Consider the following 14564-nt stretch of genomic DNA (forward strand, 5'->3'; position numbering starts at 1 on the left):
TATTTGATTGTAATTTTGAAACAACTTAGTGTAATTACGTAAAAGGTTTCATTTTATTTTTTACAATTTTGTAAATTGTATAAGACTGTACTTTCAGTACTCTTTTACGTTAATCTAAATGTTTTTTGTTCACGTATGAATAGCAAATCAGTTCATTATTTAAAAAAAACAGTACGTGTGCTACTTTGGTGCTTGGCTTCGATCACGGCACTTTTATTACTTTTAACGATCTTAATTCAGGTTCCGTCGATTCAAAATTATGCCAAAGACAAAGCCATTACTTATTTGCAAAAAAAGATAAAAACCAAAGTTTCTTTAGATCGAATTGCTATTCATTTTCCGAAAGAAGTTGTGTTGGAAGGATTTTATTTTGAAGATCAAAATAAAGATACACTTTTAAGTGGCAAAACATTGGAACTCGATATTGATTTGTTTAAATTGATTAGTAGTGAACTCGAGATAAATTCGATATCCCTGCAAAATACCACAGCAAATATTTCCAGAAACAAAGACGGAGTTTTCAACTTTGATTATATTATAAAAGCATTTGAATCGAAGGAACAAAAAGAAAAAGATCCGGACAGTAAACCGTTTACAATTTCGGTTGTCAATGTAAATCTGGACAATATAAAATTTAATTTTAAAGACGATCTTTCTAAAAATGATATCAAGGTCAAATTAACACATTTTGATACCAAATTCCAGAAATTTGATTTAGATAAAATGAGTTTTGATATCCCGAATATTAATCTAAACGGGTTACAGTTGGTTCTGGATCAAGATGCTGTCGAGAAAATTGCCGAAGCATCTGTTAATGCGGTTGATACCATTTCTAAAAGAAAAGATTTCAATTTAAAATTAGGCAAAATAAGTTTGTCTAAAATTGATATTGCTTATGATAACAAAGATTCAAAATTAGATTCAGGAATAAAATTGGGTAATCTTGATGTAGCCTTTAATAAAATCGATCTGAATAATCAACTGCTGGATTTTGATGTTTTCGAACTAAAAAATCTAAAAGGAAACCTTCGTTTAGGAACCAAAGACAAGCAAATAGAAACGCCCAATTTAGATTCGACTTCGATTAAGCAGGTGGGTTGGAAAGTAAAATTAAAAGATGTTGATCTTCAAAACATAGCTTTTAAATTTGATGATATGCACTCAAAACCCACTCAAAAAGGGATTGATTATAGTCATCTTGATTTGCATAAATTTAATTTTAAAGCTGAAAAATTATATTACGGCAATGATACAATTTCCGGAAATATCAAATCTCTTACAGTAAATGAAAAGAGCGGTTTGGCGATTCAGTCGCTCAAAACAGATTTTTTTTACGGGCCCAAAAATGCGTATTTAAACAATTTGTATTTGCGTACACCTCAAACGCTGTTAAGAGATAATATCAAATTGAGTTACCAGTCAATTGCTACGATTTCTAAAAACATAGATAAACTTGCTTTAGAAGCTAATTTAAAGGAGTCTAAAGTAGGTTTTAAAGATATATTGTTGTTTGTTCCGGATTTACAAAAGCAGGATGTTTTTAGGAGTAATCCTAATGCAATTTTACTTTTGAATACACGCTTGCGCGGAAAAGTTAGTGATTTAGATATTCAGCAATTCGAAATGACCGGAATTGGTACGACTAGTGTGTCGCTTTCGGGTAAAATAAAAGGAATGCCAAATACCGAAAAGGCATATTTCGACTTGAATATTAAAAAGTTACAAAGTTCCGCCAAAGATGTCACTTCTTTTGTGCCGAAAGGAACAATTCCGGACAATATTCAGTTGCCAGCTCAATTTAATTTACAAGGAAAATTGAAAGGCGGTATTCAAAATTTCAAAACCAATCTGACTTTAAACAGCAGTTTCGGAAATGCAAAAGTTGATGCTTTGTTTGATCAGCGCATCAAGAAAAATGAAAAATATGACGCAACCGTTTATTTGCTTGATTTTGATTTGGGAAAATTAATCAAAAATGATTCTATTGGAAAAATCACGCTTAAAGCGAAAGTAAAAGGGAAAGGTTTAGACCCGAAAACGGCGCAGGCAGAATTAGATGGTTTGGTTCAGAAAGCAGTTTTTAACAAATATACGTATCGAGATTTGGCTGTAAAAGGAAGCATTGCCAATGGCGCTTTTACAGTAAAATCAGGGATGAAGGATCCGAATTTGCATTTTGATTTGGTGGCCAGCGGAAATACAAAAGAGAAATATCCATCAGGAAAAATGAAGCTCAATCTTGACATTGCCGACCTCGAAAAGTTGCATCTTCATGCTGGACCAATGAAACTTCGCGGAAATATAGACGGGGATATTACCAATAGCAATCCTGATTTCCTTAATGGAAAAATATTTTTGTCTAATATTCAGATTTTGCAGAATGCAGAACCAGTCGTTTTAGATTCGGTCAAAATTATTGCTTTTGCAGATAATAATCATAATAATATTAAAATTAGCTCGCAGTTTTTAAAGGCAGAATTGGATGGAAAATACAAACTGACAACGCTCTCGAATAGCTTGCAAAAATCGCTTTCAAAATATATCGATTTAGGAACTCCAAAATCAAAAACAGTTTCAGATGAGCAAAATATCACTTTGAATCTGAGTGTTGAAAATGATCCGATATTGTTTCAATTAATTCCAAATCTAACTAGTTTAGAACCTATTAAAATTACAGGAAAATACAATAGTGTGGCAGATTCTTTAGAAATTAAAGGAGCATTCCCGAGAATTGTTTACGCCAATACTACTATTTCTGACGGAAAAATGAAGGTAGAAGTAAAGGAAGATGCTATAAATTATCAGCTAAGTGTGGCTACGATTGAGAGCGGTTCTCTAAAAATTCCGCATACAAGTCTGACAGGAAAAGCAGCAAACAACGAGCTGACGTATGCGTTGGAAGTGAAAGATACAAAAGAGCAGCAACAGTATTTTATTGCTGGAGAATTGCTTCGTGATAAAGCAAAAAATACAGTAAAATTTGATGCTCAGAATTTTGTCCTTAATTATGATAAATGGAATCTAAATGCCGAAAATTCAATAGAATTTGGAGGCAAAAGATTGTATATTAATAAATTGTATCTGGATCATTCGGGTAATGAACTCAAAATACAATCGCAGGGAAATCAGGATAATGCCCCGCTTCAGATTGATTTTGTCAATTTTAAAATTGAAACCATTTTGAATATGGTTAAAAAAGAGAAATTGTTAATGCAAGGTCTGATAAACGGATCTGTTCTAGCCGAAAACGTGCTGATAAAACCCACTTTTACTTCAGATTTAAAAATTGATGAATTTGCTTTTAAAGGCGAACCCGTAGGAAATATAACGGTAAAAGTAGACAATAAAACAAACAATACTCTCGCAGCAAATGTTAATTTAAGCGGAGAAGGAAATGATGTAAACCTGCTTGGAGATTATAAAATTGATACCGGTAATTTTGACTTGAATCTGGATATTAGTCATCTGAATATTAAAAGTATTCAGGGTTTTAGTATGGACAATATCAAAGAAGGATCAGGATTTTTGTCTGGAAATTTTAAAGTTACAGGAAACGCGGCAGCTCCAAAAGTAGCGGGAGAATTACAGTTTAATGATGCTGGTTTTAGAATTACGCAACTTAACTCTTATCTAAAAACCAATAAAGAAAAAATCACTTTTAGAAACGATGTAATTTCGTTTGATAAATTTTCGTTTTATGACGAGAACGATAATGAATTATTCGTAAACGGAACGATTGGTTCTTCTGATTTTAGAAATTTTAATTTTGCATTGCTCGTTGAAGGAAACGATTTTAGAGCGATTCATTCTAAAGCAGCCGATAATGATTTGTTTTATGGCGATTTATTTTTAGATACAAAACTCAATATAAAAGGAACTTTAGAAAGTCCTGTAATAGGGGGAACGATCAAGATAAATAAGGAAACCAAATTTACAGTTGTGTTGCCACAATCAGATCCGTCGATTGCCGACAGAGAAGGAATTGTTGAGTTTGTTGATGAAGATAATATGTATCTCAAGCAAACTGTTGATATGCAGAATAAACTCAATCAGTCAGAGCTAAAAGGGATGGATGTGAGTGTGGCTATTTCGATAGATAAAGAGGCCGAACTTACTTTGGTTATTGATAAAGGGAATGGTGATTACTTGAATTTAAAGGGAGAAGCTGAGCTGACTGGAGGAATCGATCCTTCAGGAAAAACAACTTTGACAGGTAAATATGAGTTTTCTGAAGGAGCTTACGAGATGAATTTTAATATGATTCGTCGCAAATTTGACATTCAGAAAGGAAGTTATATTATCTGGAATGGCGAGCCGACAATGGCAAACCTAAATATTACGGCCATCTACAAAGTAGGAGCAGCGCCAATAGATTTACTAGGAAACCAGTTGGGCACCATGAGTCCAACAGAAAAAAACACCTTTAAGCAGAAGATTCCATTTCAGACACATTTAAAAATGAACGGAGAACTTTTGAAACCCGAAATCACTTTTGATATTGTGCTTCCCGACGGCAATTATGGCGTTGCATCCAATGTGGTAGATATGTCACGAACAAAATTAGAGCAATTGCGTCAGGAGCCGGCAGAAATGAATAAACAGGTTTTTGCACTTTTGTTATTGAATCGATTTATTGGAGAAAATCCGTTTGCGAGTGAAAGCGGAGGAACTAGCGCAGAATCTTTGGCGAGACAAAGTGTGAGTAAAATACTTTCGCAGCAATTAAATGATTTTGCAGGTGAATTAATAAAAGGGGTTCAGCTGGAATTTGATTTAGAATCTACAGAGGATTACACGTCGGGTTCCCGAGAAAACAGAACAGATCTGAATGTTGGTGTTTCTAAGAAACTCTTAAATGACAGATTGAAAGTTACCGTTGGAAGCAGTTTTGGAGTAGAAGGTCAGGAGCGCGCCAATGAGCAAAGTACCAATATTGCGGGCGATGTGGCCCTAGATTATCAACTTACCAAAGATGGGCGTTATATGGTTCGTGCGTATCGAAAAAACGAGTATCAGGTAGCAGTAGAAGGACAAGTTGTAGAGACTGGTGTTGCTTTTATTATTACAATGAGTTACAATAAATTTAGTGAACTTTTTCATAGAAGTGAGGCAGAAAAAGAAATGATCAGGCAAGAAAAATTGCAGAAACAAAAAAGAAAACTAAAAGAAAAAACGCAAGAAAATAAAGAAGATCAAATTGAAGGAAATGAGCAAAAAACATAGTAATATGGAATTTAGATTTATAAAATACTGTATCGCACTATTGGTATTTTTTGCTTTTGGATGCAGCAATGTAAAATATTTGCCTGAAGGCGAATTGTTGTACACGGGAGCTTCTGTGACAGTAAAGGATTCTATTATCAAAAAGAGAGACAGAAAAGCACTTGAGAAAGAATTAGAGGATTTGTTGCGCCCCTTGCCTAACAAACAAATTTTAGGATTACGCCCAAAATTATGGATCTATAATTTGGCGGGAGAACCCAAAAAAGAAAAAGGGTTTCGCTATTGGTTACGAAATAAAGTGGGTGAAGAGCCTGTACTTTTTAGTAAAGTTGATCTTGATTATAACTCCTCAATACTGCGAAATTTTGTAGAAAACCGAGGTTATTTTAAAGCGAGAGTCAGTGCCGATTCTACTGCAAAAAACAAAAGAATTACAGCAGAATATTTGGTTTGGCCCAAAAAACAATATAAAATAAAAAGCGTGAGTTTTCCGGAAGATTCCTCGGCTTTAGGGAAAGCAATAGCCAGAACAAGTCGCAGAAGCTTGCTTAAAGAAGGAAATCCGTACGATCTAACTGTCATAAAAGCTGAGCGCGAGCGTATCGATGCCCGATTAAAAGAAAAAGGATTCTACTATTTTAACCCCGATTATATTTTGGCACAGGTGGATAGCGCAAAAGGAGATTATGAAGTACACATTAAATTAAAAATAAAAGAGCAGACACCGGAAAAAGCGACTATTGTTTATAAGATTGATAAAGTCGTTGTCTACCCTAATTTTTCAATTTCAAAAGACAGTCTTAAATATAAAAAAGAAGATGTTGTGTTGTATAAAGATTTCACCATAATCGATACGGCAGCTACTTTTAAACCACGAGTTTTTGACAGGGCTATTTACTTTAAAAAAGGAGATTATTATAATCGAAAGGATCATAATCTTACCTTGAATCGGTTTGTGAATCTGGGAACATTCAGCTTTGTGAAAAATGAATTTAAAACTTCTGATAGTTTGAAGAATACCTTAGATTCTTATTATTATCTGACCCTTTTGCCTAAAAAATTCATTCGTGTAGAAGTTTTAGGAAAAACGAATTCGGCGAGTTATACGGGAACAGAAATCAATGTCAATTGGAACAATAGAAATTTGCTTAGAGGTGCAGAATTGCTGACCGTATCCGTTTTTGGAGGCGCAGATTTTCAGCTTTCTGGACAAAACAACGGGCAAAATATCTATAGACTGGGAGCAGAAACCAGTTTGGTATGGCCAAGATTTATTTCGCCATTTAATTGGGAAGGTTCCAGTGAATTTGTGCCAAGAACCAAAGCTTCATTGCGTTACGAATATCAAAACAGAACGCAGCTGTATGCTTTAAATTCATTCAAAACTTCTTTTGGGTATATTTGGAAAGAAAACAGTAGAAAAGAACATCAATTGAATGTCGTCGATATTACGTATGTGAGTCCAAATAATGTCACCGCTGCCTATTTGGAAGATGCTAAAACCGATGAATCCTTAAAAAGAATAATAGAAAAACAATTGATTTTTGGCCCAACCTATTCTTATACATACACCAACACGATGCAAAAACGTAGAAAAAATACCTTCTACTTTAATGGCGAATTAGACTTGGCAGGAAATATTACAGGTTTGGTAACAGGAGCAAATATCAAAAAGCAGGATACAATAAAAATATTCGATGTTCCTTTTAGTCAATTTGTAAAGCTTAAAGCTGATTTTAGGCATTATCTTAAACTAGGCAAAGAAAGCGAACTGGCAAGCAGAATCATTTTAGGAGCAGGGTTTGCATACGGAAATTCGAGTGTTTTGCCTACTTCTAAACAATTTGTTGTGGGAGGAACCAATAGTATTCGAGCTTTTAGAGCAAGAACATTGGGGCCCGGAAGTTATTTTAATGTTCCTACTGTAAACAATTATTTGCCGGACCAATCTGGCGATTTAAAATTAGAGTTCAATACAGAATACAGGGCAAAATTGTTCAGTATCGTGAGAGGAGCTTTGTTTATAGATGCAGGAAATATTTGGCTTTTGAATGCAGATCCTAATAAAATCGGAGGTGAAATTTCTAAAGATTTCATTAAAGATATTGCAGTAGGAGTAGGAGCCGGTTTGCGTTTTGATTTGTCATTCCTGGTTTTAAGAACAGATCTGGCATTTCCACTTAGAAAACCGTATTTGCCACAAGGAGAAAGATGGGTGATCGATGCCATTGATTTTGGAAGTGGCCCTTGGCGAAAAGAAAACCTAATGCTGAATATCGCCATTGGATATCCTTTTTAGAATATTTTAAAAAACACTTCATTTAGCTTTAAAAAAGAAGTAAATTAGTTTAAAAATTGAATCGAATGCAAAATATGCTCAAAAGAATCTTAGTTGTAATCGTAATTATAGTCGGTATTGTCTTTGCTTTCAAATATTGTGAATTCAAAAAAGAAGACGATTCAACCATCGATTATAACACCAATTTAATTCAGCAACAAATTCTGAATGTGGGTAAATTGGTTGTCACCGAAGGTCATTTTTCTGAAGTGCTCACCTATAAAAACCAAGCCAAGTATTTGATGGACATGCTTTCTTTTGAAAAAAAAGCATTAATAGTGGTCAATGCAAAAGTTACTGTTGCGTATGATTTGCATAAAATGAAATACGATATTGATGAAAAAAATAAAACGATAACGATTTTAAATATTCCAAAAGAAGAAATTAGCATTAATCCGGATATTCAGTTTTATGATGTAGAGCAGAGTAAGCTAAATCCTTTTACTGGAGAAGATTACAATAAAATCAACAAATCGGTAAAAGCCAATCTGGCTAAGAAAATCGAAAAGTCATCTTTAAAAACCAATGCTCAAAATCGATTAATTACCGAATTATCAAAAATTTTAATTTTAACCAATACAATGGGTTGGAAATTGCAATACAACGGAAAAGTGATCGAAACAGAAAAAGAATTAAGTGCCGATTTAAAATTGTAAAAGAAGAGACACAAAGGTTCATCGTAACAAAAACTCAAAGGTTTTTTACACACAATCTTGTCTTTTCGACGAAGTAAATCTCCACTATTAACTCCGCAACGAAAGTCCAATCTTTTTAGAACTTCTCGCAAAGATTTCTTCTTCGTCGAAATGAAAGTTATAGCTTTAAACAGCTTCCTTGTCAAAAATCAAATCCAATCCGCCAGCGATTAAATGCGCTACTTCCGGACGTTTTTGTTTTAATTGATCAAGGTAAACCAATACTTCCTGCAATAGTTGTTTATCATCCGCATCTTTCAAAAGCTCAGTAATTTCAACAGCCAATAACCAATCGTTAGGATGATTATTTTGTAGTTTTTCGAAAACAGTTTTTAGTTGAGATCTAGAATCTTTACTTTCTCTCATCAGGCGAACGGTTTGGTATAAAACTTCCAAATCATCGCGTTCTGGTGTATGTTTTGCTTTTATTGTAGTCGTTTTTGGAACCGTATTTGTCAGATCAAAACTATTTACATCAGCAGGTCCTGAAAAGGCAGAAACCACTTTTTTACCAATCGCCATATCATAATTACCCCACTCAGGCTGAAATAAAATAGTTTCGCCATGAGTAACAGTGCAATTCTTAAAACTGATTAGGATAATTTCGCCATGTAAATTTCTCGAACCCGTAATAATTTCACCTTCAACAATAATATTGCCTTCAAACTCCAGTTTTACGGTTTCACTTTCTACGATATTGTAGGCTTGTAAATCTTTCGGGCTCATGTCTTCAATTGCGAGATTAAAGCCTTTTAACTTCCCAATAGGGCTCCCAAATCCGTCTGGATGGGTCAAAGTTCCGTGGCCTACTAATTCTTTTTCACGGTAAGACAAAGCAGTTTTGCCCGTTGTCTGAATATAAACAGGTTTTCCTTCTTCTTCGATAACATTGGTAAAAACACCAGAAATTTGTAATCCCGTACTCAATTCGATAGTACCTAAAGCGTTAGAATGAATGAGTTTCTGAATTCCTGAAAGGCCTCCTGTACGCAAAGCCATTTTATTAGCAAATTCTTCCAAAATCAAACTGAGATGAGAAAAATTAGGCGTTACATAAAGTTGAGGTTGGAGTTGTGTAATATCAAAATTTTGATTTGCAGCAGAGATATCATAAGGTATTTTCTTAACATTGTCGGTCATGCACCAGGCACTTTCTCCAATAGAAGACAATAATCCGGCGCCATATATTTTAGGGTTTTCAACAGTCCCGATTAAACCGTACTCGACCGTCCACCAATGCAAATTTCGAATTTGAGCCATTTCAGACAACTCACCCATATTATTTTGCAGGTAGGCAACTGCTTTTTCGGCCTCATCTATTTTTTCTTGAGGAGTATCTTCGGCTTCTTTCAGGATAGAAAGCAGTCGAATTGCCTCGTACATTTGATAATCTTTGTGCGATGAAATTGCTTTACAACCAATTTCTCCAAAACGCCTTAAATATTCGGCATATTCAGGATTTGCAATAATAGGCGCATGTCCCGCACCTTCGTGAATGATATCTGGAGCTGGCGTATATTCTATATGTTCCAACTGTCGAATGTCGGAAGCAATCACCAGAACATTGTAGGCTTGAAATTCCATAAAAGCATTCGGCGGAATAAATCCGTCAACCGCAACAGCAGCCCATCCAATCTCGGTCAGGATACGATTCATGCCATACATACTCGGTATAGAATCAATCTGGATTCCCGTTTTTTTTAATCCATCCAAGTACGAATGATGCGCCACTTTTGATAAATAATCCACATTTTTGCGCATTACATAACGCCAAACGGCCTGATTAATTGGCGAATAATCGCTATAATCTTGCGGTTTGATAAATTGCTTTAAATGTTTTGGCAATCTTTCTAATAACGGATTTGTTTCAATAGTTGCATTCATTTCGAAATCGTTGTAGGATGAGAATGTAAAATTACGAATTTCAAGTACTAAAATAAACTTTTTTAAAATAGATTTTTAAAAATAAGATCATTCTATTGCGCAATCTCTAATTTATGATAAAAATCAAATATAGATTTTTCTTCTATTAAAAATTGGTATTAGAATAAAACAAAATAAGTAGTTTTACAAGTCGTATCCATTACAGCAAATATAGAATCATGAAAGTTTTCTTAATCGTTTCGGCAATTATTATTTTATTTCTCTTAGGGATCAGGTATTTTTTGTTTAAAATTGGAGATCCTGTAAATGCAAAACTGTCAAATTCCTATTTTCATCATTACAGAAAAAACCTGATCGTTTATTCGCCTATGGGCAATTGGTTTGAATTGGGTTATTTTGAATCTGATGCAGATGTTGCCACTTTTCAGCCCATAAATATAGATTTCGGAAAAGATAAAAACAATATTTTCTGGAAAGGAAAAAAGCAATCTGTTGATTACGATACTTTTGAAATAGATGATTCTTATATTATTAAAGATAAAAATCATGTTTACATTACAAATGGGAAGAGCTTTGATTTATTGGAGATCATCGATGGTGCTGATCCTAAAACGTATCAATTATTAGATGCGTCTTTAAAGGATTATCGTCGCAATAATTGGTTTAAAGATGCTCATACGGTTTATTATAAAAATAAAAAAATTGAAGGTGATCCTAAAACTTTCCATCCCGTAAATGATATGATTGCTGTGGATGCCAATTTTATTTATGCTATCATTAGTTATAGAGGTGAGGGGCTAGAAATGTTGGGGGTAGATGAAGTGATTCAAAAACATAAAATGATTGAAGGCGAAATTCATCCTATAAATGAGTCTTATGCTCAGATTGGTAATACTGTTGTTTCTGCTTTTACGAATGCCGAATTTGAAATTCATACTTTCGATACTATCAAAAGAATTAGAAAAATTGATTACTGGAACGTAATTGTAGATCATATTTTGATTAATAAAGGCGTTTTATATCCTGAAATTGATGCAGAAAGTTTTGAAATCATAGAAAATGATTTTTCAAGAGATAAGAATAGCATTTATTATTGTTGTAAAAAGATCGTTGGTGTGGAGTATTCAAGTTTCAAAATTATCTCTGACAAATACTCCGTAGACAGAAAAAATGTTTATTTCCGGAATGCTATTGTTAAAGGAGCAAATCCCGAAATATTCCAATCTGCTTCTGAATATGATGTATGGGAAGATGGACAAAATCGATATAAAGACGGAAAGGCGATTTCCTCTTTAAGCAAAAAGTAAAAAAAAGTTATTTTTCCTGATTTCTAAAATATTCAATTTTATAATGAAACATATAAGCCATGTTTGCGGCTCGCACTTTGGCTTCTTCGGCTAATTTTCCAGTAAATAACGTATCTACGGTAGTAGTAAAAAGTTCCATCCAACGGTCAAAGTGGGCTTGATTTACGGGCAAATGTTTGTGCGGAGGAAAAGGACTACCGGAATAAGTATGTTCTTCTAATAAAATGGTTTGCCAAAAACGATACATTTTCTCGAGATGTTCTGGCCATCTTCCGATCATTTTCTGATTGAAAATAGGACCAATGAGATCGTCTTTCTGTACTTTTTCATAAAATGTATTTACTAAAAGAGTGATGTCTTCGAGATTGCCAATATCTTGTAGTTGCATGTTTTGAAGTTTTAATATCGGTTACAAAAGTACGCTTTAACGATCTGTTTGCAGAATGATAAGTATCATTTTATATTAATTAGTTAAGTTTAAAAAACCAATAAATTAAAGAGCTAAAATTGTTTTTTTTGATATAAAAAAGATGTAAAATTTTTTTAGAATATGGTAAAAAAATAAAGTAAGGTTTTTATGTTATTTTTAATTTTTATAGCATTGAAAATCAATTATTTGAAAAATATTTAGATAAGTTTTTGTACAGGTAAAATTTTAAAATGATGTGTATTTGTTAAGTTGTAAAAATACATATTTAATTAAATTTCTCATAATATTGAGGTGAATTAATAAAATTAATCTTAAAAAATAAGAAAAATTTAATTATCTAAAATTATAAAACTATGATCAAAATTACCCCAAAAAACCAAAAACACACGAAATTTAAAAGAATAATGTATTTCGTTATGATGATTTCGTTGTCGATTCAAGCCATTGCCCAAACAGTAACGCCTTGGATGACGACCGGAGATCAAACAAAATTGTTGCAGCAACAGGCTAATGTTAGCTTTGGAGCCAATTCAGGAAGTAATCCTTCCACTATTACAATTAATCCAGCCACAACTTATCAGACTATGGATGGATTTGGCTACACACTTACTGAAGGAAGTTGCGAAGTCATTAGCGCAATGGCGGCTACGCAGCAGAATCAATTGTTAAACGATTTGTACCATCCTGTTACGGGTTTAAACGCTAGTGTGGTTCGTATTAGTATTGCAGCTTCTGATTTGAGTAGTTCTTCATACAGTTATAATGAAACTTCGGGAGATGTTAATATGAATAATTTTAGTCTCAACGGGCCAGATCTTACGTACTTGATTCCAATTATAAAAAAAATACAACTTATCAACCCAAATATCAAGATACTAGCTACTCCATGGTCGGCACCACGATGGATGAAAACGAATAATTCTTGGGTTGGCGGAAGTTTGCAGACGCAATATTATGCCGCTTATGCCAAATATTTTGTAAAATACTTTGCTGCCATGCAAGCACAGGGAATTTCAATTTGGGGAATTACGCCTCAAAATGAACCTGAAAACCCTTATAACGAACCAAGCATGTTAATGAATTCTACAGAGCAAAAGAATTTTATCAATACACAACTTGGGCCTCAAATGGCAGCTGCTGGTTATGGCAATATAAAAATCATTGCATTTGATCACAATTGCGACAATACGGCTTATCCTATTGATGTTTTAAATAACAGCAGTTATGTTGATGGCGCTGCATTTCATTTGTATTCTGGAAGTATTTCGGCGATGTCAACGGTGCGAAATGCAACTAATAAAAATGTGTATTTTACAGAACAATATACGGGCGCTGGAGGAAGTTTTAGCGGTGATTTTGGATGGCACATGCAAAATGTTGTTATTGGAGGAGCCAATAACTGGGCAAAAACCGTTTTAGAATGGAATGCAGCGAACAATCCAAGTTTAGGACCTCGTACTCCTGGCGGATGCAGTACATGTTTAGGAGCTGTAACAGTTAATAATAGTACAAGTTATACCAAAAATGTGGCTTATTATATTATTGGTCAAATCTCAAAATTTGTCAAACCAGGGGCTTTAAGGATTTCATCTTCGAGCACAAACGGATCAATTGTTTCAGCTGGATTTAAAAATCCTGACGGTTCTATTGCACTTGTTGTTTACAATTCGGGAGGATCTGCAAATACAATTAGAGTTGTTTCTGGAGCATCAGCATTTGAGTATTCAGTTCCTGCGTCATCTGCGGTGACATTTAATTGGTCAGCAGGAAATCCGGTCGTAAATTTGCCGGGTTACTATAATATAATTTCAAGAAACAGCAACAAAGGATTAGATGTTGCAGATTATTCTACTACCAGTGGAGGTCGCATTCAGCAGTATGATATTACCAACGGAGGAGGAAATAATCAGCGCTGGAAGTTTGTTCCTGACGGAAATGGCAATCATTACATCATTGTAAAATCAAGCGGATTGTATTTGACCACTGAAAATAACAGTACTGCTGATGGCGTAAAAGTACAGCAAAGAACATTTTCAGCTTCAAATGAGTTTAAATGGATAGTTACCAGTCTTGGCGGAGGTTATTATAAAATTATTAATTTGAATAGTGGAAAGTCATTAGATGTAGAAAATGTTTCAACGGCAAACGGCGCTAATATTCAGGTATGGTCGTATACAGGCGGGTTAAACCAACAATGGCAATTGGCACAGGTAGAATCTACGGCTAAAAAAGTTGCGATAGAAGACGCAAATGCTTCATCTGATTTTTCTTTGTATATAAATGCAACGAATGATTATTTAAAAATCAATACTCCAAATTCAGGTGTTGGTCAGGTTGAGATTTATTCGGTAGCAGGTCAGAGTGTTCTCAAAAGAGCAATTGACTTTGTTGAAGGAAATGAAACTGAAGTGGAAATTTCAAAATTGCCAAAAGGACTTTATGTCGTGAAAGTCAATGATAGTAAAAGATCTTATTCTAAAAAAGTTATGAAACAATAATAGAAAATTGGAAATTTAATTAGTAATTTTATTTTTGATTTTAAAAGACTGCGTGATATTCTGAGGGCACTGAAAAAGTCTTTTCAAAATTCTTTTTCAAGAATAATTATTAATTAAAAGGAGTAGAAGCTAAAAGTTTTCTGCTCCTTTTTTTGTATCTTTTACGTGTAATCATAAGACTTTTTAGAT

General features: G+C 34.0%; 7 protein-coding genes. 5 read left to right on the top strand and 2 right to left on the bottom strand.

Translation table 11 applies throughout. From position 1 onward, the window contains the following. Nucleotides 1-135 precede the first annotated feature (135 nt). The 3 genes from J3495_RS16850 to J3495_RS16860 all read left to right on the top strand — a co-directional run bounded on the left by J3495_RS16850 (nucleotide 136) and on the right by J3495_RS16860 (nucleotide 8217). The gene (locus J3495_RS16850) at nucleotides 136-5223 is read left to right on the top strand and encodes a translocation/assembly module TamB domain-containing protein (protein WP_210667802.1); all 5088 of its coding nucleotides are present in this window, start codon (nucleotides 136-138) and stop codon (nucleotides 5221-5223) included. Next, a complete protein-coding gene (gene tamL / locus J3495_RS16855; RefSeq protein WP_210667804.1) occupies nucleotides 5207-7522 on the top strand; it encodes a translocation and assembly module lipoprotein TamL in 2316 nt (771 codons plus the stop codon). The genes J3495_RS16850 and tamL overlap by 17 nt, the downstream gene beginning before the upstream one ends. Nucleotides 7523-7596: 74 nt before the next feature. After that, complete coding sequence (locus J3495_RS16860; RefSeq protein WP_210667814.1) at nucleotides 7597-8217, top strand: DUF4230 domain-containing protein; 621 nt, start codon at nucleotides 7597-7599, stop codon at nucleotides 8215-8217. A 165-nt stretch (nucleotides 8218-8382) separates the two neighbouring features. Here J3495_RS16860 and J3495_RS16865 read toward each other — a convergent pair whose 3' ends face one another. Next, on the bottom strand, nucleotides 8383-10140 hold the full coding sequence (locus J3495_RS16865; protein WP_210667806.1) for an aromatic amino acid hydroxylase: 1758 nt from the start codon (nucleotides 10138-10140) through the stop codon (nucleotides 8383-8385). A 218-nt stretch (nucleotides 10141-10358) separates the two neighbouring features. Here J3495_RS16865 and J3495_RS16870 point away from each other — a divergent pair, with 218 nt between their 5' ends. Further along, nucleotides 10359-11447, top strand: a complete 1089-nt coding sequence (locus J3495_RS16870; protein ID WP_210667808.1) for a DKNYY domain-containing protein — start codon at nucleotides 10359-10361, stop codon at nucleotides 11445-11447. A gap of 7 nt (nucleotides 11448-11454) precedes the next feature. On the opposite strand, the gene J3495_RS16875 is transcribed toward J3495_RS16870, so the two are convergent. Further along, nucleotides 11455-11835: a group III truncated hemoglobin gene (locus J3495_RS16875; RefSeq protein WP_210667810.1), complete on the bottom strand. Its 381-nt coding sequence runs from the start codon at nucleotides 11833-11835 to the stop codon at nucleotides 11455-11457. A 395-nt stretch (nucleotides 11836-12230) separates the two neighbouring features. On the opposite strand from J3495_RS16875, the gene J3495_RS16880 reads away from it, so the two are divergent. Then, entirely contained in the window at nucleotides 12231-14375 is a 2145-nt protein-coding gene (locus tag J3495_RS16880) for an RICIN domain-containing protein (RefSeq protein ID WP_210667812.1), read from the top strand. Nucleotides 14376-14564 lie beyond the last annotated feature (189 nt).

It is taken from the genome of Flavobacterium geliluteum (genome assembly GCF_017948595.1).
Classification (GTDB): domain Bacteria; phylum Bacteroidota; class Bacteroidia; order Flavobacteriales; family Flavobacteriaceae; genus Flavobacterium; species Flavobacterium flavipigmentatum.